The organism is Sphaerisporangium flaviroseum (assembly GCF_039537005.1).
Taxonomy (GTDB): domain Bacteria; phylum Actinomycetota; class Actinomycetes; order Streptosporangiales; family Streptosporangiaceae; genus Sphaerisporangium; species Sphaerisporangium flaviroseum.
On the sequence record NZ_BAAAZR010000038.1, the window covers coordinates 89665 to 110649 of the forward strand.

The 20985-nt window shown below is 70.3% G+C and carries 21 protein-coding genes; 3 read left to right on the forward strand and 18 right to left on the reverse strand.

All coding sequences use genetic code 11. From position 1 onward, the window contains the following. Positions 1-251 precede the first annotated feature (251 nt). The 8 genes from ABD810_RS32460 to ABD810_RS32495 all read right to left on the reverse strand — a co-directional run bounded on the left by ABD810_RS32460 (position 252) and on the right by ABD810_RS32495 (position 8522). Positions 252-557 (reverse strand): hypothetical protein, encoded by a 306-nt coding sequence (locus tag ABD810_RS32460; RefSeq protein ID WP_344949535.1) that lies wholly within the window; start codon positions 555-557, stop codon positions 252-254. A gap of 221 nt (positions 558-778) precedes the next feature. Further along, positions 779-1606 carry a toxin glutamine deamidase domain-containing protein gene (locus ABD810_RS32465; RefSeq protein WP_344949538.1) on the reverse strand — a complete coding sequence of 276 codons (828 nt, stop codon included), beginning with the start codon at positions 1604-1606 and terminating at the stop codon, positions 779-781. A gap of 885 nt (positions 1607-2491) precedes the next feature. Next, on the reverse strand, positions 2492-4237 hold the full coding sequence (locus ABD810_RS32470) for a molybdopterin-dependent oxidoreductase (protein WP_344949541.1): 1746 nt from the start codon (positions 4235-4237) through the stop codon (positions 2492-2494). Between the two features lie 343 nt (positions 4238-4580). Further along, positions 4581-5195 carry an RdgB/HAM1 family non-canonical purine NTP pyrophosphatase gene (gene rdgB, locus ABD810_RS32475; RefSeq protein WP_344949544.1) on the reverse strand — a complete coding sequence of 205 codons (615 nt, stop codon included), beginning with the start codon at positions 5193-5195 and terminating at the stop codon, positions 4581-4583. Positions 5196-5244: 49 nt separating this feature from the next. Continuing rightward, entirely contained in the window at positions 5245-5961 is a 717-nt protein-coding gene (gene rph / locus ABD810_RS32480; RefSeq protein WP_344949547.1) for a ribonuclease PH, read from the reverse strand. A gap of 5 nt (positions 5962-5966) precedes the next feature. Beyond that, positions 5967-6719 carry an MBL fold metallo-hydrolase gene (locus ABD810_RS32485; protein WP_344949550.1) on the reverse strand — a complete coding sequence of 251 codons (753 nt, stop codon included), beginning with the start codon at positions 6717-6719 and terminating at the stop codon, positions 5967-5969. A gap of 9 nt (positions 6720-6728) precedes the next feature. Continuing rightward, positions 6729-7586, reverse strand: a complete 858-nt coding sequence (murI, locus tag ABD810_RS32490; protein ID WP_344950101.1) for a glutamate racemase — start codon at positions 7584-7586, stop codon at positions 6729-6731. A 144-nt stretch (positions 7587-7730) separates the two neighbouring features. Then, a complete protein-coding gene (locus ABD810_RS32495) occupies positions 7731-8522 on the reverse strand; it encodes a thioesterase family protein (protein ID WP_344949553.1) in 792 nt (263 codons plus the stop codon). Between the two features lie 364 nt (positions 8523-8886). Here ABD810_RS32495 and ABD810_RS32500 point away from each other — a divergent pair, with 364 nt between their 5' ends. Continuing rightward, complete coding sequence (locus tag ABD810_RS32500) at positions 8887-10335, forward strand: DUF3352 domain-containing protein (protein ID WP_344949556.1); 1449 nt, start codon at positions 8887-8889, stop codon at positions 10333-10335. A 170-nt stretch (positions 10336-10505) separates the two neighbouring features. On the opposite strand, the gene ABD810_RS32505 is transcribed toward ABD810_RS32500, so the two are convergent. From ABD810_RS32505 to clpS, 5 genes are all read right to left on the reverse strand, one after another. Then, complete coding sequence (locus ABD810_RS32505) at positions 10506-11453, reverse strand: PLP-dependent cysteine synthase family protein (protein ID WP_344949559.1); 948 nt, start codon at positions 11451-11453, stop codon at positions 10506-10508. 2 nt (positions 11454-11455) lie between these two features. After that, entirely contained in the window at positions 11456-11734 is a 279-nt protein-coding gene (locus ABD810_RS32510; RefSeq protein WP_344949562.1) for a MoaD/ThiS family protein, read from the reverse strand. Between the two features lie 243 nt (positions 11735-11977). Continuing rightward, complete coding sequence (locus tag ABD810_RS32515) at positions 11978-12388, reverse strand: M67 family metallopeptidase (protein ID WP_344949565.1); 411 nt, start codon at positions 12386-12388, stop codon at positions 11978-11980. A 9-nt stretch (positions 12389-12397) separates the two neighbouring features. Further along, entirely contained in the window at positions 12398-12952 is a 555-nt protein-coding gene (locus tag ABD810_RS32520) for a DUF2017 domain-containing protein (RefSeq protein ID WP_486387629.1), read from the reverse strand. Continuing rightward, entirely contained in the window at positions 12922-13212 is a 291-nt protein-coding gene (gene clpS / locus ABD810_RS32525; protein ID WP_344949572.1) for an ATP-dependent Clp protease adapter ClpS, read from the reverse strand. Before clpS ends, ABD810_RS32520 begins: the two co-directional genes overlap by 31 nt. Before the next feature lie 45 nt (positions 13213-13257). Between clpS and ABD810_RS32530 the strand changes: the two genes are divergently transcribed. Then, positions 13258-14544 carry a nicotinate phosphoribosyltransferase gene (locus ABD810_RS32530; RefSeq protein WP_344949575.1) on the forward strand — a complete coding sequence of 429 codons (1287 nt, stop codon included), beginning with the start codon at positions 13258-13260 and terminating at the stop codon, positions 14542-14544. A 106-nt stretch (positions 14545-14650) separates the two neighbouring features. Next, a complete protein-coding gene (locus ABD810_RS32535) occupies positions 14651-15226 on the forward strand; it encodes a nicotinamidase (RefSeq protein WP_344949578.1) in 576 nt (191 codons plus the stop codon). Between the two features lie 23 nt (positions 15227-15249). On the opposite strand, the gene ABD810_RS32540 is transcribed toward ABD810_RS32535, so the two are convergent. From ABD810_RS32540 to ABD810_RS32560, 5 genes are all read right to left on the reverse strand, one after another. Further along, positions 15250-17007: a DEAD/DEAH box helicase gene (locus tag ABD810_RS32540; RefSeq protein WP_344949581.1), complete on the reverse strand. Its 1758-nt coding sequence runs from the start codon at positions 17005-17007 to the stop codon at positions 15250-15252. Between the two features lie 285 nt (positions 17008-17292). Beyond that, positions 17293-17973, reverse strand: coding sequence for a hypothetical protein (locus tag ABD810_RS32545; RefSeq protein WP_344949584.1), 681 nt, complete (start codon positions 17971-17973; stop codon positions 17293-17295). Between the two features lie 109 nt (positions 17974-18082). Beyond that, positions 18083-18925 carry a zinc metalloprotease gene (locus tag ABD810_RS32550; RefSeq protein WP_344949587.1) on the reverse strand — a complete coding sequence of 281 codons (843 nt, stop codon included), beginning with the start codon at positions 18923-18925 and terminating at the stop codon, positions 18083-18085. Between the two features lie 125 nt (positions 18926-19050). After that, a complete protein-coding gene (locus tag ABD810_RS32555) occupies positions 19051-19308 on the reverse strand; it encodes a DUF3039 domain-containing protein (protein WP_344949590.1) in 258 nt (85 codons plus the stop codon). 105 nt (positions 19309-19413) lie between these two features. Then, positions 19414-20985, reverse strand: coding sequence for a DHA2 family efflux MFS transporter permease subunit (locus ABD810_RS32560; protein WP_344949593.1), 1572 nt, complete (start codon positions 20983-20985; stop codon positions 19414-19416).

Sequence of the window (20985 nt, forward strand, 5' to 3'; positions counted from 1 at the left end):
AGGAGACGAATCAAACTCACCCGAAGGCGGGGTCCAGCCGAAACGGCCTAACCGGGGGCATCGCCCCAGCCACCGATCCGCGACAGCCCCGGGGCACAACACGCGGGCGAACCGAAACTCGCCCGGGGGTGGGGTCCAGCCAAAACGGCCTAACCGGGGGCATCGCCCCAGCCACCGATCCGCGACAGCCCCGGCACCACCCCCGGGCGAATCGAAACTCGCCCGGGGTTGAGTGTGTGGCCGGGACGGCCTTATCGGGGGCGGCGTCCCGGCCATTGGTCGGCGACGGCCTCGGGGTTCAGCAGGGGGCGGATCGAAAGTTCCCCGGTGATCCGGTCGATGACGACGCATCCGCCCCCCACGGTGGCGGGCAGGGTGCTCGGATCGGCCGGTTCGGGGTGCTTTGCCCAGGCGACATAGCCGTCGTCGAAGGCATAGAGCCCGACTTCGGTGGCCTCCTCCGCGGCGAGGGGGCCGTTGAAGTACTCCTCGGCGAGCACCCTCGCCTGCTCGGAAGACAGCCCTTGACCGCCACACACCACTTGCCCAGAAGACATCGCTTGCCCCGCCAACACCTTTTGCGCCAAAGACGCCGGTTGCCCGGCAGACATCCCTTGGCTAGGTGACACCGGCCCGGCAGACGACCCTTGACCGGGGGACACCTTTTGCCCGGCAGACATCCCTTGGCTAGGTGACACCGGCCCGGCAGACATCCCTTGACCGGGAAACACCCCTTGCCCGACAGACGACCCTTGGCCGGGAGGCATCCCTTGCCCGTTCACAGGCGTCGGCCTCGCCGGTCGATCACGACGCAGAAGACGCCGGTGACGGCGCCGGGTGGTGGGTCCACCGAGGTGTGCCCACGCTGGGCGTCGATCCACACCACCTCGCCCGCGGTGTTGACGGCGTTCCACACGTGGCTGCCCCCGGACGGCCAGCGTGAGATCAGCACCGCGGCCGCGCCGTGGCCGGCCGCCTCCAGTCGTTGCGCGACGTTGGTGTACGCGCGCCGCCCCTGCCCGACGTACTCGAAACGATGTCCCAGCCAGCGCTCGGCTCGAGCCACCCCGCCCCGCTCCCCGGTCAGCGACGGCCTGCCCAGCCGGTCGTACTCAGGCTGCCGCGGGGCCGCCACCGTCGGCTCCCCATGCCAGGTCGAGAGCACCGCGAGCGCGCAGTCGAGGGAGTTGGTCGCCCGGAAGGGGTCCTCCGACGGGCCCTCCCCGTTGATCAGGCGGATCCAGGTGCCGCGCGGGTCGGGGAAGCGCACTCCCTCGGGCACCGCCTGGCACAGATCCCGCTGGACCTGGGGGTCCGGCCACGCCAGGCCGCCGGGCGTGCCGTACGACCGGCAGGTGTCGAGGCGAGGCGGCCGTCCCGGCGTGTCGAACCAGTCGCCCACCGGCCCCGGCCACTGCGGCAGCAACCCTTCCTGCCGCTGCGGTGGACAACCGCCCGGCCGCTGTGGCGACGGACCGTCGTACTGCCGCGAGGACCCATCGTGCCGCACGGGTGCGGGCCCATCGTGCCGCACGAGCGCGGACCCGTCGTGCCGCACGAGCGCGGACCCGTCGTGCCGCACGAGCGCGGACCGGTCATGCCACATGGACGCTAATCCGTCGTGCCCCCCAGGTGCGGATCCGTCGTGCCACACGGGTGCAGACCCATCATGCCGCACGAGCGCGGACCCGTCGTGCCCCCCAGGCGGGGACCCGTCGTGCCACACGGGTGCAGACCCGTCATGCCACACGGGTGCGGACCCGTCATGCCCCCCAGGCCCGGACCCGTCATGCCGCATGAGCGCGGACCCGTCGTGCCACATGGGCGTTGATCCGGCGTGCCTCCCAGGCGCGAAGCCGTCGTGCGGCACGGGTGCGGGCCCGTTGTGCCGCACGTGTGTGGACCCGTCATGCCACGCGGGCGCGGGCCCATCGTGTCGTACGGGCCCGTCGGGGACGGTGAGCGTCCGCAGGAAGGGCCGCCACTCGTCGCCGGGGACCTCCGCCGCCAACTCGTAATCGCGCCACCGGACTCCGTCGGAGGTGACGACGGGGTTGTAGCTCGCCCCCGCGAGCAACCGCCGTGACGCCCCCTGGACAGACGGATCACCGTGACTGGCTCCGGACAATGTGTTCCCCCCACTACCGAACCGACCCGGTCAGAGGCCGATCGTAGGGGCGGTGCGTGCGCCGGGGCCGCCGATTGACGGATTCACCTGGAACCACACGCCACGCTCCGCACACCGGGCCAGTTGGAGCGGCAACCAAGTCCACACCGCCAATTCCACACCTCGCTCCGCGTGCCGGGGCCGTTGGAGTCGGCAACCGAGTCCACACCACCGACTCCACACCGCGCTCCGCGTGCCGGGGAGGTTAGAGCCAGCAACCAAGTCCACACCGCTAATTCCACACCTCGCTCCGCGTGCCGGGGAGGTTGGAGTCAGCAACCAAGTCCACACCGCGGGCTCCTCACTGCGCTCGCGTGCGGGGGTTTACTTCACGACGACCAAAATGGAGTGCCAGCCGCTGGACCCGTCGGGTGTGGGGGGTGCGTAGTCGGCGGTCTGGGTTTGGCCTGTCGCGTCCGTGGCCCGGACCTCGATGGTGTGCCGCCCAGGGGTGGCCTGCCAGTCATCGACGGCCCACTGGCGCCAGGTGTCGGGTCCAGGCACCTCGGCCAGGCGTGCCTGCCGCCATGGTCCCTTGTCGACCCGTACCTCTACCGCGTCGATGCCCCTGTGCTGCGCCCACGCGACGCCCGCGATGGCCGTGCGGCCGGCGGAAATCGTGGAACCGCCCCGGGGCACGTCGATCCGGGACCCGGTCTTGATCGGGCCCTTGGGCGCCCAGCCGCGCGGCGTCCAGTACGCCTCGTCCTGGTCGAAGCGGGTGACCTTGATGTCGGTGACCCACTTGGTGGCTGATACGTAGCCGTACAGCCCTGGGACGACCTGGCGCACCGGGAACCCGTGGGAGACGGGCAGCGCCTCCCCGTTCATCGCGACGGCGAGCATCGCGTCCCTGCCGTCCATCACGACGTCCACCGGGGTGCCACAGGTCCAGCCATCGGCTGACGTGGAAAGCAGCATGTCGGCCCCCGAGCGGATGCCCGCCTCGCGCAGCACGTCGGCCAGGTGGGCGCCGAGCCAGCGGGCGTTGCCGATGTATGGTCCGCCGACATCGTTGGACACGCAGGTGAGCGTGACGTCGGCCTCCATGAGCGGCCGCTTGAGCAGGTCGGCGAAGGTCAGCTCGACGGGCCTGTCGACCATGCCGTGGATCGTCAGTTTCCAGGTCTTCGGATCCACCTGGGGGATGACCAGGGCCGTGTCGATGCGGTAGAAGTCGCGGTTGGGGGTGGTGAAGGGCGGTAGGTCCTTGAGCCGGAGGTCGACCCCGGCGGGCAGGGCCTTCGCCGGCTTCACCGGCTTGGGCAGCGCGATCCGCGCGCGTTCGGTGTCGACGCTCAGCCGGCCGGCGAGGCCGCGGCCGGCCAGCCCGCCGACCCCGGCGATGACGACGCCCGCGGCGACCCCCGTCAGCAGGCCACGCCGGTCGAACTCGTGGAGCTGCGCCCCCGAGCGCATGACCGCCGGCCTGTGCACCACGTCACCGGCGACCGAGGCTTTCGTGGAGGGCTGGGGAGTCGCGGAGGATGCGGGGGCCGTAGAGGACGCGGGAGCCGTGGAAGATGCAGGGGCCGCGGAGGCTTCAGGAGTCGTGGATGGCTGGGGGGTTGTCTTGGGAGGTCTGTGGGTGTGGAGATCCTCGTAACCGGGTTCCACCAAGGGCCAGGCGCGGCGGGCCAGGATGCTCAGCGTCCAAGCGCCGGCGCCCGCGCCGATCAGAGACGGGAGGGCGTCGAGCGAACCGGAGTCCGGCCGGGTGATCGCCGCCGCCGCACCCACGACTCCGAAGAGCATCAGCCCCGTGGTGCCGAATCCGACCCGCCTGCGGGCGAGCAGCCCGAGGCCCGCGGCGATGAGGGTCAGCACGATGACGATGCCGGAGAGCAGCACCGCCTTGTCACTCGTGCCGAAGGTCCGGATGGCCCAGTCTTTGAGCGCGGCGGGCGTCTGGTCGACCGCGGCGTCGCCGACCGCGACGATGGGGGATGACTTCGGGTTGAGCAGGCCCGCGACGAGCTCGCCGATCCCGAGGCCGGCCGCACCCGCGACCACGCCGACGAGCGCCGCCGCCCACGCGTGCCCGCGAGGGCGTGTCTGGTTCGTGTTCACACATCGAACGCTACGCCCAAACACCAAACGTGGTTCTTACACACTGGTTACGGAGGGACGGGCGCCGCGCCTTTCCCGCCAGCTCAGGAGCCCAGCAAACCGCACACGACCGAAACGGAGCCCCGCCTCCATCCCTCGGAACCGAGCAGACCGCACATGACCGAGACCAGAGCCACGCCTCCGTCACCTCGGAAGCCAAGCAGCACCACACATGACCGAAACGGAGCCCCCCACCGCCGCCTCAGGAACCCAGCACACCACGCACGACCAAGACCAGAGCCACGCCTCCGTCACCTCGGAAGCCAAGCAGCACCGCACATGACCGGAACGGAGCCCCGTCGCCTCAGGAGTCGAGCAGGTTGCGTATGACGGGGACCAGAGCGCGGAAGGCGCGGCCGCGGTGGCTGATCGCGTCCTTCTCTCCCGGCTGCATCTCCGCGGTGGTGCGGCCCTCGCCCTCGGGCACGAAGATGGGGTCGTACCCGAACCCGTTGGTCCCGCGCGGAGCGAAGATCACCGACCCTGCGAGCGTGCCCTCGACGACGCGTTCCTCGCCCGAGGGAAGGGCGATGGCCGCCGCACAGGCGAAGTGGGCGCCCCTGCGGCCCTCTGGGACGTCGGAGATCTGCGCGAGCAGCAGGCTCAGGTTGGTGGCGTCGTCTCCGTGGGACCCCGACCAGCGGGCAGAGAAGACGCCGGGCATGCCGTTCAGCGCGTCGACGCAAAGGCCGGAGTCGTCGGCGATCGCGGGCAGCCCGCTCGCCGAGGCGATCGCGTGGGCCTTGAGCAGGGCGTTCTCGGCGAAGGTGAGCCCGGTCTCCGCGACCTCGCCGATCTCGGGGAACTCGTCGAGCCCGACGAGCTCGGTCTTCTGGTCGGCCTCGGCGAGGATGCGCCGGAGCTCAACGATCTTGCCTTCGTTGCGTGTCGCCAGGACGACCCTCGTAGCCGCGCTCATGCGATCTTGCCTTCGTCGCATATCGCCAAGACGACCCTCACAGCCCCGCTCATGAGAGGGACTCGCGCTGGCGTAGGGTGAGCTCGGTGCAGCCGGTGGCGGCGAGGTCGAGTAGGGCGTCCAGGGTGGAGCGGTCGAAGGGGACCCCCTCGGCGGTCCCCTGGACCTCGACGAACTCGCCCGTGCCGGTCATGACGACGTTCATGTCGGTCTCGGCGGCGACGTCCTCGGTGTAGCAGAGGTCGAGCAGGGGCGTCGCGCCCACGATGCCCACCGAGACGGCGGCGACCGAGTTGACCAGCGGGTCACCGGGACACATCTTGCGCTTGCGCATCCAGGCGATGGCGTCGGCCAGGGCGACATACGCTCCGGTGATGGCGGCCGTGCGGGTGCCGCCATCGGCCTGGAGCACGTCGCAGTCGAGCACGATGGAGTTCTCTCCGAGTGCCTTGTAGTCGACGCAGGCCCGCAGAGACCGCCCGATCAGGCGGGAGATCTCGTGCGTGCGCCCGCCGATCTTGCCGCGCACCGACTCGCGGTCGCTGCGCGTGTTGGTGGCGCGGGGCAGCATGGCGTACTCGGCGGTGATCCAGCCGAGGCCGCTGCCTCTGCGCCACCTGGGCACGCTGTCCTGCACCGATGCGGCGCACAGCACCTTGGTGCCCCCGAACTCCACGAGGACCGAGCCCTCGGCGTGGGCGAGCCAGGATCGGGTGATCTTCACCGGCCGAAGCTGATCGGGACCGCGTCCATCTTCACGTGCCATGAGCTTCACCTTAGGTCATACACCGCCCCGCTCCGCGCGAGTTCCAACCGGCCCTCGAAGCCGCCGCGGCAGGCGTCGCCGAGTATTTGGGACTGGTCGTACCACGGCACGAGATGGGTGAGCACAAGGGTGCCGACACCGGCGCGGGCCGCGTGTTCGGCGGCCTGCCTGCCGGTCAGGTGGAGGCCGGTGGGGATGCCCGGCCGGTCGAGAAAGGACGCCTCGCAGAGCAGGATGTCGGCCCCCGCCGCGAGCTTCACCAGTTCCGCCGACTCCCCCGTGTCGGCGGAGTACGCCACCGAGTGCCCGTCGTGCGAGACGCGGAAGCCGTAGGTCTCAACGGGATGGTTCATCGCGGCGGCCGTCACCTCGAAGGGGCCGACCGAGAAGGTGCCCGGCGCCAGCCGTGTGAAGTCGAACGCCGTCTCAAGGCCCGGCTCCTCGAACATGTCGTACGCCGCGGCCAGGCGGCGCGGGGCGTCCTCCGGCGCGTAGACCGGCACGCGGGGCAGCGAGCGGTCGGGCGCGTAGGTGCGCACCACGTGGTAGGCGCACAGGTCGAGGCAGTGGTCGGCGTGCAGGTGCGACAGGCAGATGGCGTCCACGTCGTACAGCCCGATGTGCCGTTGCAGGGCTCCGAGGGAGCCGTTGCCGAAGTCGAGGAGCAGGTGGAAGCCCTCGGCCTCGATCAGGTAACACGACGCGGGACTGTCGGGGCCGGGAAAGCTCCCGGAGCACCCAACGATGGTCAACTTCACGACGGCCTCCTAACTGGGCGCGGTCAATGCCTCTTCGCCCGATATATCCCCGACCATCGCGCGTTCGACGGTGCCGATCTCGGGTCCGAGGAAACGGCGTCCGAGGTGCGCGAACAGGGCGCCGTCACCGGTCGCGCGGAACTTGTGGCGGGGCATCGCACCCTGGCCGGCCAGCCCGCGGTCGTGCAGGACGCGGAAGACGTCCTTGGCCGTCTCGTCCGCGCTGGACACCAGCGTCACGCCGTTCCCCATGACGTAGGAGATGGCTCCCGTGAGCAGCGGGTAGTGCGTGCAGCCGAGGATGAGCGTGTCGCAGCCGTCGTCGATCACCGGCTGGAGGTACTCCCTGGCCACCTCGATGAGCTCGTCGCTCATCGTCTCGCCGCGCTCGACGAACTCCACCAGCCGGGGCGCCGCCACCCCGGTCAGGCGCACGTCCGGTGCCGCCGCGAAGGCGTCGTGGTAGGCCATCGACTCGATGGTGGCGCGCGTCGCGATCACGCCCACCCGGCCGTTCCTGGTGGCGCGTACGGCCCTGCGCGTCGCGGGCTGGATCACCTCCACAACGGGGACCTCGTAGCGCTCCCGGGCATCCCGCAGCACGGCGGCGCTGGCGCTGTTGCAGGCGATCACGAGCATCTTCACGTCGTGCTCGACGAGGTGGTCCATCACCTGGAGCGCGTAGGCGCGAACCTCGGCGATGCGCTTGGGCCCGTACGGCTGGCGCGCGGTGTCGGCCACGTACAGGATCGATTCGTTCGGAAGCTGGTCGATGATCGCGCGGGCGACCGTGAGGCCTCCCACGCCGCTGTCAAAGATCCCGATCGCTGGATCGGGCCCACCGTTGTGGTCCGTTGAGTACTCCATCATGCTGACCCACGGCGCGTGGGCGACACTTCCGATATCCGACATGATTCCCAAGGTTAGGGGACCATGGACAATCGCTCGCGGTAAGAATCCTCACACTGGGGTAATCCTCTGGCGAGACACGTGCCCGCCACCCGTTTCGGCTCAGCCGCGGCCGAGGCGGGCGAGCTGGCGCGACTGGGCCACCAGGTTTCCCGCCGAGTCCCACACCTCGACGTCCTCGTCGAACCAGCCGTCCCTGATGAGACGTCCGCGGCCGATGAGCGTCAGCCACCCGGGCGCGGGCAGGGCGCGCAGATGCCAGGTCAGCTCGACCGTAGGGGCCCAGCCGCGGCGGCCCGCGGAGAAGACGACCGGCGGCAGCGCGTCCACCGCCAGCGCCATGATGAAGGGATCCGGATTCTGGGGTTCCGTCATGCGAAAGTACGCCCGCGACTCCGGACGCCCGGTGGGCGTGCCGGTGAACCAGCCGATGGTCGGCGGGTCGAACCGGAGCTCCATCTGGGCGTTGAGCGTCATGTTCGACTCCGGCTTGGGGTCCGGAAGCGTGAGGCACTCCTCGACGGGGGGCATCGTCACCGGCGGCTCCCCGGCCCACTCGCTCGCGTCGTCGCCGAGTGTGGCCGTGGTGACCAGCGTGTCGATATAGGAGGTGTCGTCCTGGAGCAGGGTCGCCCGGGTCATCGTCGCGGTCCTGCCGGACTTGAGCCGCTCCAGCCGGACGCGTGCGGGGCCCGGCCGGGGCGCTCTGAGGAACTGCACGGCGGTGGACACCGGGTGGTCGTGCGGCGAGGCGTCGACGACGGCGCGCAGCACCGCGGCCATGAGGTAGCCGCCGTTGAGCGGCCCTCCGATCGAGTAGCCGGGGTCGAGACACACGTCGTACGTGGTCTCGTCGACCCTGATCGCCTGCGTCGCCTCGTCGAACTTCGTCATCTGCGCCTCGTGCCTCGCTCCGCCGACCCCACCCGAATGTTGTTCTACCTTACCGAGGGCCTTCCGCCGATGCCCACGGGGAGCCATTTGGTCCGCCCGACAAAAGCCATAAAGCATCCTGCAAGTGTCTCTCTACCGGCATGATCTAGCTTTTCGGTGAATCCCCTCCTAGTCGGACCGAGAGTGGAACATGTCAGGTCAACCTCTCCCCCCGTATCCCTTCAACCAGGACCCTGACCGGACCGTGTCCTACCGGCACCCCGCCCCCGGTCAGCCGTCGGGTCCATACACGCAGCCCTACGCGCACCCCGGCCAGCCCGCCGGTGGGCCGCCTCCCTGGCAGCAGGGTGAGCTCGGCCCACCCATGCCACCACCCCGGAAGAAGGGACGAGGCTGGCTGTTCGCGATCATCGCCGCCGTCATGGTCGTCCTGGTCGGCGGTGGAGGCGTGTACGCCGTCTCGCTGCTCAGCGGGGGCGGCACCCAACCGGAGGACGTGCTTCCGGCGAGCACCCTGGCGTATGTACGGGTCGACCTCGACCCCGCGGCCAACCAGAAGCTGGCGCTGTTCGGCCTCGCCAGGAAGTTCTCCGCCACCCGTGACAGCTTCACCGGTGACGACCCCCGCAAGGCGCTCTTCGAGCTGATGCGCAAGGACAGCCGCGACCTGGCCAAGGTCGACTACGCCCGTGACGTGGAGCCCTGGATCGGCGACCGCATCGGCTTCGGGGTCCTCGCGCCACGCGCCGGGTCCAACACGCCAGAAGCGGTCCTGGCCGTCCAGGTCACGGACGAGACCGGGGCCCGCGCGGGGCTGGCCAAGCTGAACGCGGGCGGCGAGATGAAGGGCCTGGCGTTCCGCGAGGACTACGCGCTGCTCGCATCGACCCAGGCCGCCGCGGACGGTTACGCCAAGGCGCCGCCGCTGGCGCAGAACTCCGACTTCGCGGGCGACCTGAAGGCCCTCGGCGAGCCAGGCGTGCTGTCGTTCTGGGGCAATGTTGGGCAGATCGCCAAGATCGCCGGTGGGGCGGTGCCCACCGACCAGGGCACGCTCGAAATGATCAAGAACGTGCGCTTCGCAGGGGCCCTGCGGTTCGACACCGGCTACGCCGAGCTGAGCGGGATCTCCCGTGGCGCGCCCGTGCAGGGCGCCACCGACCCCGAAGCAGTACGGCTGGCCGACCTGCCGGACTCGACCGTGGGCGCGCTCTCGATCTCGGGCCTCGGCGACGCGTTCGGCAAGCAGTGGCCGCAGCTCACGAAGATGGCCGAGTCCTCAGGTGGCCAGGCGTTCACCGACTTCGTCACCAGGGCCCAGCAGTCCTACGGCATCGCCCTTCCCGCCGATCTCGTCACCCTCCTGGGGAAGAACCTCACGGTCGCGGTCGACGAGCAGGGCCTGGACGGCGACCTGCCCAACGTCGGCGCCGTGCTCACCACCGACCCGGCCAAGGCGCAGGAGGTCGTCGCGAAGCTGGAGCGCTTCGTGGCCGACTCCGGCACCGCGGCTCCGCAGATCGCCAAGGTGGCCGCCGACGGCAAGCTGGTGCTCGCGAGCTCCCAGGACTACGCGGGCCGGCTGGCCGCCGACGGCACGCTCGGGGACAGCGAGACCTTCGCCCAGGCGATCCCGGACGCGGACTCCGCGACCGCCGCGCTCTTCGTCGACCTGGACAAGCTCGAGAAGTACTACCTGCGGAGCGTCAGTGGTGAGGAGCGGGCGAACCTCCAGACGCTGCGGGCCGTGGGCCTGAGCGCCAGTCAGTCCGGTGACACCACGTCGTTCAGCCTGCGCGTGCTGTTCAACTGACGCCCCTGCTTCGGCCGGAGCGTCACGAGAACGGGTCGGACAAGCGAACGGGCCGCCTCCCGGGGGAGGCGGCCCGTTCGTGTGCCGTCACAGAACACCAGGCGCGAAGTGCCGTCACAGAACGCCAAGCACGAAGTGCCGTCACAGAACGCCGGGCAGAGCGCCGTGGATCAGGCCCAGAGCTGGCCCTCCAGACGGTCCTCTGCCTCGTCGAGCGTGCCCTCGTAGGCGCCGGTGGACAGGTATTTCCAGCCGCCGTCGGCCACGATGAACGCGATGTCGGCCCGCTCCCCCGCCTTCACGGCCTTGGCCGCCATGCCCAGGGCTGCGTGCAGGGCGCAGCCGGTGGAGATGCCGGCGAAGATCCCCTCGGTGCCGAGCAGCTCGCGCGTACGCCGCAGAGCGTCGGCCGAGGTGACCGAGAAGCGCGTGGTCAGCACATCGGCGTCGTAGATCTCCGGGATGAACCCCTCGTCCACGTTGCGCAGGCCGTACACCAGCTCCCCGTACCGCGGCTCGGCGGCCACGATCTGGACCCCGGGAACCTGCTCGCGCAGGTAGCGGCCGACCCCCATCAGCGTGCCCGTGGTGCCGAGCCCGGCGACGAAGTGGGTGATCGACGGCAGGTCCGCGAGGATCTCCGGGCCGGTCGACTCGTAGTGAGAGCGCCAGTTCGCCGGATTGCCGTACTGGTAGAGCATCACCCAGGAGGGGTTCTCCGCCGCGAGGTTCTTGGCGACCCGCACGGCCTCGTTGGAGCCGCCCGCCGCCGGCGAGGGGATGATCTCCGCTCCCCACATGCGCAGCAACTGGCGCCGCTCCTCGGAGGTGTTCTCGGGCATGACACAGATCAGCTTGTAGCCCTTGAGACGGGCCGACATGGCCAGCGAGATGCCGGTGTTGCCGGAGGTCGGCTCCAGGATCGTGCAACCGGGAGTGAGCAGGCCGTCCTTCTCCGCCTGCTCGATCATCCACAGCGCGGGCCGGTCCTTCACCGACCCGGTCGGGTTGCGGTCCTCGAGCTTGGCCCAGACGCGCACGTCGGTGGACGGGGACAGGCGCGGCAACCCGACCAGCGGAGTGCGCCCCACCGAGTCGATCAGCGAGTCGAAGCGCATGGTCAGCGCCGGCCTCCGGCCACGGCGGGCAGCACGGTGACGGTGTCACCGTCGGCCACCGGGGTGTCCAGGCCGCCGAGGAACCGGACGTCCTCGTCGTTGAGGTAGACGTTGACGAAGCGGCGCAGGCCGGAGTCGTCGACGATGCGATCGCGCAGACCCGGGTGGCGGGCCTCCAGATCACCGATCAGGTCGGACAGCGTGGAGCCGGCGGCGCTGACCGACTTGGCGCCGTCGGTATAGGTGCGAAGGATGGTGGGAATGCGAACCTCGATGGCCATCGCGGGTCAATCTCCTTGGTCAGTGGTCGTCACGGGGCACCCAACGAGTGCGAACACGGTTGGTGGTGCGGGGATTCCTGTGATCAGGAACAGTCGTAGACGACGGCAGAGGGAGTATGCGCGAAAAGGTGGTTCTGCACGGGCGACGAATGCCCAGGGCGCACCCCAGCGCCCACCATCTCCGGGTCAATCGTCAGCATGCTCACAACTCTACAGCTTCCCAAGGTTCGCGCTGATGGGCCGTCAAGCGGGGATGATGTCGACCTTCTCCTCGGTCACGACGCCGTCCAGCACGCGGAACGAGCGGAACTGCACGTTGTCGGGGTCGGCCGTGGACACCAGCACGTAGTGGGCGTTCGGCTCGGAGGCGTAGGTCACATCCGTGCGGGAGGGGTAGGCCTCGGTCGAGGTGTGGGAGTGGTAGACGACCACCGGCTCCTCGTCGCGGTCGTCCATCTCGCGCCACACACGGAACTGCTCCATGGAGTCGAAGCGGTAGAACGTCGGGGAGCGCTCGGCGTTCTCCATGGGGATGAAACGTTCGGGGCGATCGGAGCCGGCCGGCCCGGCGATCACCCCGCAGGCCTCATCGGGGTGATCGGCCCAGGCGTGAGCGATGATCTTGTCGACCAGTTCCCGTGGGATCGTCAGCATGCCTGGAAGTTACCAAAGGGCCCGGACCAGCGTGTCCTGGAGGTAGGTGAGCCAGTCGTAGGTGACGTACGCCGGGTAGCGCGGATCGTCCTCGGCCATCTCGGCAAGCTCTTCGTGGATCTCCTCGGTGACCTCCAGGCGCACGCCCAGGGCCAGCCGCACGTCGTTCAGCGCCCGCAGCCAGGCCTGCGCCTGCTCCGCGGTGAGATGGACCATCCCCTGCTCGGCGGTCTTCAGCAGGATCTCGGCGTCGGCACGCTTGCCCTCACGCAGGGTCGCCTCGGTGTAGCGCCGGAACTCGGCCGAGGCCTCGTCGTCGTCGGCGTACGCTGAGGGGAACAGCCGGGCCAGCACGGGATCGGACGGCTGCTCGGCGGCCCCGATGCCCAGCGCGCGCTCAAGGGGATCCTCCCCCGTGGAGCCGGGCTCGACCAGGCCGAGCACCTGGGCGACGAGCGAGCGCAGGATCGACGCCTCCCCCGCGTCCAGCAGAATGGTCACCCCGCCGCTCCCCGCCGAACTGAAGCCCGTGCTCACGCGGAGTCCCGCTGGACGGTGGCCCACAACCCGTAGGAGTGAAGGATCTGCACGTCGCGTTCCATCTCCTCACGAGTGCCGCTGGCCACGACGGCTTTGCCCTTGTGATGCACGTCGAGCATGAGCTTCTCGGCCTTCGCCTTGGGGTAGCCGAAGACTGTTTGCAGCACGTATGTCACGTAGGACATGAGGTTGACCGGGTCGTTCCAGACAATGGTCAGCCACGGGAGATCGGGTCGAACGTCCGTCGACGGACGTTCGACCTCGGCTGGAGCGGTACTACCCACATTCCCATCCTGCCCTACCCCGGTCGTAGTCTTCGACTTGTGAAGATGGCCATGAGCAGCGCGTTGCTTACCGATCACTATGAGCTGACGATGCTGCGGGCGGCATTGGCCAGCGGCGCCGCGAACCGGCGCGCGGTCTTCGAGGTCTTCGCCCGTCATCTCCCCCTAGGACGGCGCTACGGCGTGGTCGCGGGCACCGGGCGGGTGCTCGACGCCCTCGCGGATTTCCGCTTCGGTGACGCCGAGCTTTCGTTCCTGCGCGACAACCAGGTGGTGAACGAGCAGACCTTGGAGTTCCTCGCGTCCTACCGGTTCTCGGGCGACGTGTACGGCTACCGCGAGGGCGAATGCTACTTCCCCGGCTCCCCGATCATGGTGGTGGAGGGCACGTTCGCCGAGGCCGTCCTGCTGGAGACCGTGATCTTGTCCATACTCAACCATGACTCCGCGATCGCCTCGGCGGCGTCCCGGATGGTCCACGCGGCCGGGTCGCGGCCGATCATCGAGATGGGCTCACGGCGCACCCACGAGCGTGCCGCGGTCGCGGCGGCGCGGGCCGCCTATCTCGCGGGCTTCGCCTCCACCTCCAACCTCATGGCCGGCAGCACATACGGCGTGCCGACGGCCGGCACCAGCGCGCACGCCTTCACGCTGCTGCACAGCTCCGAGTACGACGCCTTCCAGGCCCAGATCGACTCCCTCGGCGCCGACACGACCCTGCTGGTGGACACCTACGACGTCGCCAAGGCCGTACGCACCGCCGTGGAGCTCGCCGGGCCCGAGCTCGGGGCGGTCCGCATCGACTCCGGAGACCTCGCCGTCGCCGCCCACGAGGTGCGGCAGATGCTCGACGGGCTCGGCGCCACCAAGACGCGCATCGTGGTCACCAGCGACCTCGACGAGTACGCCATCGCCGCCCTCGCCGCCGCTCCGGTCGACGGGTACGGCGTGGGGACCTCCGTGGTCACCGGCTCGGGGGCTCCCACGGCGGCCATGGTCTACAAGCTGGTCGCCCGGGAGGACGCCGAGGGCGCGCTCCAGGCGGTGGCCAAGAAATCGGTCGGCAAGCCGAGCAGGGGCGGCAGGAAGAACGCCTTCCGGGCGCTGGAGGACGGCACCGCGACGGCCGAGCTCGTCACCACCTCGCCGGGCGACCCCGCTCCCGAGGGATCACGGCCGCTGCTCCACGAGCTCGTCCGGGGCGGCGAGATCGTCGGCCGCGAGCCCCTTGCCGCCGCCAGGCACCGCCACCAGAGCTCCGTCGCCGAGCTCCCCGTCCTCGCCCACCAGCTCTCCCAGGGCGACGCCGTGATCCCCACCGTGTTCACCTGACCAAGCCCGCGTGAACGGCGTGCTCACGGCCCGCACCGGAGCCGCGCCCTCACGACCTCCGACCCATGACCTCCAGCCGGATACCAGCACGAGCGGAGCGAGCCCGATGAAGACCGCACTTGTGATCGTGGACGTGCAGAACGACTTCTGCGAGGGCGGCAGCCTCGCGGTGGGAGGCGGCGCGGAGGTGGCCGCGGCCATCGGCCCGCACGCCCTCACCGGGGGGTACGACCACGTGGTGGCCACCCGCGACTACCACGTGGACCCGGGATCCCACTTCGCGGACCACCCTGACTATGTGCGGACCTGGCCCGCCCACTGTGTGGTGGGGACGACCGGAGCCGGCTTCCACCCGGCGCTGGACACCTCCGTCGTCGAGGAGGTGTTCAGCAAGGGCAGGAACAGCGCGGCGTACAGCGGTTTCGAAGGCCACAGCGGCGACGGCACCGGCCTGGCCGAGTGGCTGCGGTCACGCGGGGTCGAGCGGGTGGACGTGGTCGGCATCGCCACCGACCACTGCGTGCGGGCGACCGCGCTCGACGCCGCCGGGAACGGCTTCACGGCCCGCGTGCTGCTCGACCTCACGGCGGGCGTGGCCCCCGCCACCACCGAGGCCGCCCTGGCCGAACTGAACGCCACCGGAGTCGAGCTCCACGGCACCCCCATCGTGAAGCCGGCCTGACACCACTCCATGGCCGCCGGTGGTCAGCGGGAGCGTTGGGTGGCCCATTTGCGGATGGTCTCGATGCGCTGGCGGATCTGCTCGGCGGAGGCCTGGGCGATGGCGGGGCCGCCGCAGGCCCTGCGCAGCTCGGCGTGGATGACGCCGTGAGGCTGGCCGGTGCGGTGGTTCCAGGCGCCGACGAGGCCGTTCAGCTCCTTGCGGAGGGCCGCCATCTCCTCGTGGGGCGCGAGGACCGGCTGCGGCCGGGGATCGGCCGCCTTGCGCCGCTTGGCGGCCTGCTGGTCGGCCTGGTGCTTGCGGAGCAGCACCGCCACCTGGTCGGGCTCCAGCAACCCCGGCAGGCCGAGGAAGTCCTCCTCCTCGGGCGAGCCGGTCTCGGCGGCGGTGCCGAACTCGCCGCCGTCGAAGAGCACACGGTCGAAGGTGGCCGAGGCCTCGACGGTCTCGAACGGCAGCTCGTCGCCGAGGACATCGGGACTGTCCTTCTTCTGCCGGGCCTCGTCGACCAGGAAGTCGTCGAGGCCCTCCTCGGGAAGCTTGCGGTCGAGCACGTGGTCGCGCTCGGCCTCCATCTCGGCGGCCAGGCCCATGAGCGTGGGCACCGACGGCACGAACACCGACGCCGTCTCGCCTCGCCGCCGCGCCCGGACGAAGCGCCCCACGGCCTGGGCGAAGAACAGCGGGGTGGAGACGCTGGTGGCGTAGACGCCCACGGCCAGGCGCGGGATGTCGACCCCTTCTGAGACCATGCGGACGGCGACCAGCCAGCGCTCCTCTGAGGAGCTGAACTGCTTGATCTTGTCGGACGCCCCGGGGTCGTCGGACAGCACGACCGTGGCCCCCTGCCCGGTGATCGCCCGAAGGTGCCTGGAGTACGCGCGGGCGGTCTCGTGGTCGGTGGCGATCACCATGGCGCCCGCGTCGGGAACGCCCCTGCGCACCTCGGTGAGCCGCTTGTCGGCGGCCAGGAGCACCTGACGGATCCAGTCGCCCTTGGGATCGAGCGCGGCCCGCCACGCCTGGCCGAGCTGATCCTTGGTGAGCGGCGTCCCGAGCGTCGCGGTGATCTCGTCACCCGCTCGGGTGCGCCAGCGCATCTCCCCGGCGTACGCGAGGAAGATCACCGGGCGGACCACGCCGTCGGCCAGCGCCGGGCCGTACCCGTAGGAGTAGTCGGAGACGCTGCGCCGGACGCCCTGGCCGTCCTCGGCGTAGGTGACGAACGGGATGGGGTTGGTGTCTGACCGGAACGGGGTGCCGGTGAGGCCGAGCCGCCGGGCGGCGGGCTCGAAGGCCTCGCGGACGCCGTCGCCCCAGGACTTGGCGTCGCCGGCGTGGTGGATCTCGTCGAAGATCACCAGCGTCTTACGGGCCTCGGTGCGCGCGCGGTGCAACGCCGGATGCATGGACACCTGGGCGTAGGTCACCGCGACGCCGGTGTAGTCGCGGGAGGTGGTGCCCTGGCTGTTCTTGAAGTCGGGGTCGATGGCGATGCCGACCTTGCCCGCCGCGTCGGCCCACTGGCGCTTGAGGTGCTCGGTGGGGGTGACGATCGTGATGGCGCGCACGATGCCGCGGCTCAGCAGCTCGCTGGCGATGCGCAGGGCGTACGTGGTCTTGCCCGCGCCCGGGGTCGCCACGGTGAGGAAGTCGCGCGGCTCGCGGCGGAAGTAGAGATCGAGCGCCTCTTGCTGCCACGCGCGGAGCTTGGGCGCGGTGCCCCATGCGGCGCGGTCGGGATAGGAGGGTGACAGATGGGATGCGGCAAACGAGCTCACGCCGACCTCCTTGTCAGATGGCCTCTCCGGACCCTCGGGCCTGCACCCGAACTGATGATCTTGTCGATGCGCTCGTTTCGCTCCCTCACAGTGAAGCCACCATAGTGGCGGCCACCGACAAGACGTGCCGTGCCCCGGAGATCCTCGCCATGTCGGCCTTCGCGTGCTAGGCGCGCCCGCGCCCTCTGCCCGCCAGGACTCCCGCCCTGCCGTGACCGGCGTTCCCGGAGCCCGGACCAGGGCCGATTCAGGGCCTGACGCGGCGCGCCGCGGTCGTGGACCGGGCTATCTCAGGCCCCTGACGACGGCGTCGATCTCCGCGCGCCGCTTGGGGTCGTCGGGCTGGGCGAGGCCGAGGACGACCACGGTCCGGTCGCCCTTGGTGAGAAGTGTCACTCGAAGGTAAGACGGCTGATTGACCACGTCGGTGTAGCTCGCGCGCAGTGCTCGTGAGTGGCCGGAGTACCCGGCGACGGTGAGTGACCGGTCGTCCACCACATCGACGGTGTCGCCGTGCAGCAGCAGCCGCCCGTAGAGGTCGGTGAGGTCAAGCGTGGCCGCCCTCGGCCCCGAGACGGCGACGGACCCTCCCGGCCTCGTCATGATCAACGCGGCGCCGTCCAGGGTCGCCGCGGAGGTGAATCCCGTGACCGGTGGGACCGTTCCCGGGCGCCATCCCGGCGGCAGCGGGTAGCTCACCCCGGCCACCGCGTCCTCGACGTTCATGCGGGGCCCGGGCGCGTTCAGCCGGGAGGCGATGAAGGCCACGACCCCGGCCACCAGCGCGGCTCCGGCCGCGACCGCCACGACGAAGAGCAGCGCCCGCCTGAGCCAGAAGGGCACCCTGACGCGCGACGGCGGCTCGGGGGCGCCGTACATGCGGGCCGACGGCGGGAGGCCCTGCTCCTCCGGAGGAGGCCACACGCGGTCGCCATAAGGCCGCCGTCCGGTGCGCTGCTCGTCCACGGCACCTCCTCCCGTGCACTGAGTATCGGCACCGAGTACGCCCATCCGTCAACGAACAACCGGATTGTTCGGCAGAAATACCAGTCCTGGCGCGTCGATCGCCGGCGGCTCAGGTGGCGGGGGTGCGGTAGGCGACCCACATCTCGCGCATGCGGGCGGCCTGGCCGGCCGTGAATTCGGACATGCAGCGGTCGTGGGAGTAGTCCATGAAGTTGTGCACCGGGTCCTCGCCGGCGTCCGGGCAGGTGTCCTTGCCCGAGGGACAGCCCTGGGCGGGGAGGGCCTCGGGCGGGGTGTCGTCGACGGAGTCGCCCGGCTGGGCGCAGCCGTTCTCGAAGGTGTGCAGCAGCCCGAGCCAGTGGCCGATCTCGTGCACCCCGGTGTAGCCCTTGGAGAAGTCGCGCAGGGCCCCGCCCGGCAGGCTCCGCCAGTCGATCACGACGCCGTCCAGGGCCGGGCGGCTCTGGTACCAGTGGGGGTAGGTGGCGTATCCCAGCACCAGCTCGCCGAGCTGGGCGATGTAGAGGTTGAGGGTCTCGCGTCCCCCCTTGCGCAACCGCTGCTTCATCACCGCCTCGTTGGCGAGGGGCTCGCGGAACCACGTTGGGTGGTCGGTGTGTGTCACACCTTTCAGGACGAACCTGACCCCGGTGTCGACGCCGCCCAGCCGCCCCCCGTACGCGTCGTTGAGGGTCTCCACCTGCGAGTCGAGCGCGGTGTCAGGGACGCCCATCCGCCCATCGGTGATCACGTGGATCCACAGGGGCACCGTGACGGTGCCGGTGCGCCAGGCGGCGGCGCCGGCCGAGCGCAGCCGGCGCCGCATGTCGGAGAGCATGCGCGCGGATTCCCGGGCGTCCAGCGTGTACGGCTCGACCGCTCGCGCGTCGACGCGCGGCGGCCGGGCGTGCCCGCACGGGCGCGTGGCCGCCGCGCGGGCGGGGCCTGGCACGCCTCCTAGCGTGAACAGGCACACCAAAGACACGGCCACCGCGCGCCGAACCATGCACTCCCCCGTTTGTCCAGGTCGGAGTGCTGACGCTAGCTCCAGTGGCGCCGATCAGCGGGGAGCAACACTCACTTGCCGTCGCCGGATTGCCCGCCCTGCGGGAGCCCTTCGTAGATCTCTTTGCATTCAGGGCACACCGGGTATTTCTTGGGGTCGCGGCTCGGCACCCACACCTTGCCGCAGAGCGCCCGGATGGGATTCCCCGTCACCATGCTTTCGGTGATCTTGTTCTTGTCGGCGTAGTGCGAGAAGCGCTCGTGGTCGCCCTCGTCGCCGTGCGAGAGGTTCGGCCGGACTTCGCTCTCGGGAAGGATCTTCGTGCTCACGACATCCGAGTCTACGTCCGCCTGGGCGCGCTCAGGCGGACGAACCCCTCAATCATGACGGTACGGCCCGCGCGGGCGCGCGGGCCGTACCAGGTCATCCGGCGGTCAGCCCACGTGGACCGCGGCGCCGTCGGTCTTGCGCCCGGCCTTGACGAACAGGGCCAGGACCGCCGCCAGGACGGCCACCGCGACGCTCACGCCGAAGCCGAAGTGCATGCCGTCCAGGAAGGACAGGTGCGCGGCCTGCGTCACCGCGTCCACGACCGGCTTCGGGGCTCCCGGGGGCACCGGTGCGATGCCCAGCGCCACGGCGTCCTTCATCGCGTCGATCTGCGGCCCGGTGGCCGGGATCTTCACGTCGGCGAGGTGACCCGGCAGGACGTCCGCGACCTTGGCGGTGATCAGGGCGCCGAGCACGGCGGTGCCGAGCGAGCCGCCGACCTGCATGGCCGACTGCTGCATGCCTCCGGCGACGCCGCTGAGATCCTCCGGCGAGTTGCCGACGATGACCTCGGTGGCTCCGACCATGACCGGCGAGAGGCCGAAAGCGAGCAGCGCGAACGGGATCGCGGTGTCGATGTATCCGGCCTCGAGCCCGAGACGGGAGAGCAGGAACATCGAGCACGCGGTGATGAGCATGCCGACGGCGATCGGCACCCGGGGACCGAACCTGCTCAGCGCGAAGCCCGCCAGTGGCGAGGCGACGATCATGCCGGCACTCATCGGGAGCATGCGCATGCCCGACTCCAGCGGAGAGAGTCCGTGCACGCCCTGGAAGTAGAAAGTGAGGAAGAACATCGCGCCGAACATCGAGAAGGCCATCAGCACCATCAGCGCCGTGCCGATCGAGACCGACGCGTTGTGGAAGAGGCTGAGGGGCAGCAACGGCTCCTTCGCCCGGCCCTGCCAGAAGATGAAGGCCGCGCCCAGCACGATGGCGCCCGCGACGAAGGCGATCGTCCTCGAGTCGCCCCAGCCGTATCCGGGCGCCTTGATGATCGCCCACACCAGGCAGAACATGGCCCCGGAAAGCAGCACCACGCCGGGGACGTCGACCTTCGACAGGGACTCCGCCTTGCTCTCCTTGACGACCCAGAGCCCGACGATCAGCGCGACGATGCCCACCGGCACGTTGATGAAGAAGACCGACTGCCAGCTGACGTTCTCCACCAGCAGGCCGCCGACGATGGGGCCGCCGGCGCTGGACACGCCGATCGCCGCGCCCCAGATGCCGATCGCCATGTTGAGCCGCTCGGCCGGGAACGCCGCGCGGAGCAGGGCGAGGGCGGCCGGCTGGAGCAGCGCGCCGAACAGGCCCTGGAGCACGCGCAGGGCGATCAGCACACCGATCGACGAGGTGAGACCGATGGCGAGCGAGGTGAGGGCGAACCCGGCGATGCCGACGAGGAAGACCCGCTTGTGCCCGAACAGGTCGCCGAGCTTGCCCGCGGTGATCAGGAACACGGCCAGAGCGAGCAGGTAGCCACTGGTGACCCACTGAAGGTCCGACAGCGACGCCCCCAGGTCCCTGCCGATCACCGGGTTGGCGATGGCGACGACCGTGCCGTCGAGCATTACCATGATCACGCCGAGTGCGACCGAGAGCAGCGTGAGCCACGGATGGCCGTGGCCGCGTCGGGCCGGCGCGTCTGGGCGCGCGGCCAGCGCTTGTGTCAT

Coding starts and splice junctions, on each gene's coding strand:
- ABD810_RS32530 (WP_344949575.1), top strand. CDS start 13,258: ATGGCCATGAGCAGCGCGTTGCTTACCGATCACTATGAGCTGACGATG.
- ABD810_RS32460 (WP_344949535.1), bottom strand. CDS start 557: ATGTCTTCTGGGCAAGTGGTGTGTGGCGGTCAAGGGCTGTCTTCCGAG.
- murI (WP_344950101.1), bottom strand. CDS start 7,586: ATGGAGTACTCAACGGACCACAACGGTGGGCCCGATCCAGCGATCGGG.
- rdgB (WP_344949544.1), bottom strand. CDS start 5,195: ATGAGCGCGGCTACGAGGGTCGTCCTGGCGACACGCAACGAAGGCAAG.
- ABD810_RS32535 (WP_344949578.1), top strand. CDS start 14,651: ATGAAGACCGCACTTGTGATCGTGGACGTGCAGAACGACTTCTGCGAG.
- ABD810_RS32495 (WP_344949553.1), bottom strand. CDS start 8,522: ATGACGAAGTTCGACGAGGCGACGCAGGCGATCAGGGTCGACGAGACC.
- ABD810_RS32560 (WP_344949593.1), bottom strand. CDS start 20,985: ATGACACAAGCGCTGGCCGCGCGCCCAGACGCGCCGGCCCGACGCGGC.
- ABD810_RS32465 (WP_344949538.1), bottom strand. CDS start 1,606: ATGTGGCATGACCGGTCCGCGCTCGTGCGGCACGACGGGTCCGCGCTC.
- ABD810_RS32505 (WP_344949559.1), bottom strand. CDS start 11,453: ATGCGCTTCGACTCGCTGATCGACTCGGTGGGGCGCACTCCGCTGGTC.
- ABD810_RS32515 (WP_344949565.1), bottom strand. CDS start 12,388: ATGCTGACGATCCCACGGGAACTGGTCGACAAGATCATCGCTCACGCC.
- rph (WP_344949547.1), bottom strand. CDS start 5,961: ATGGCACGTGAAGATGGACGCGGTCCCGATCAGCTTCGGCCGGTGAAG.
- ABD810_RS32500 (WP_344949556.1), top strand. CDS start 8,887: ATGCCACCACCCCGGAAGAAGGGACGAGGCTGGCTGTTCGCGATCATC.
- ABD810_RS32510 (WP_344949562.1), bottom strand. CDS start 11,734: ATGGCCATCGAGGTTCGCATTCCCACCATCCTTCGCACCTATACCGAC.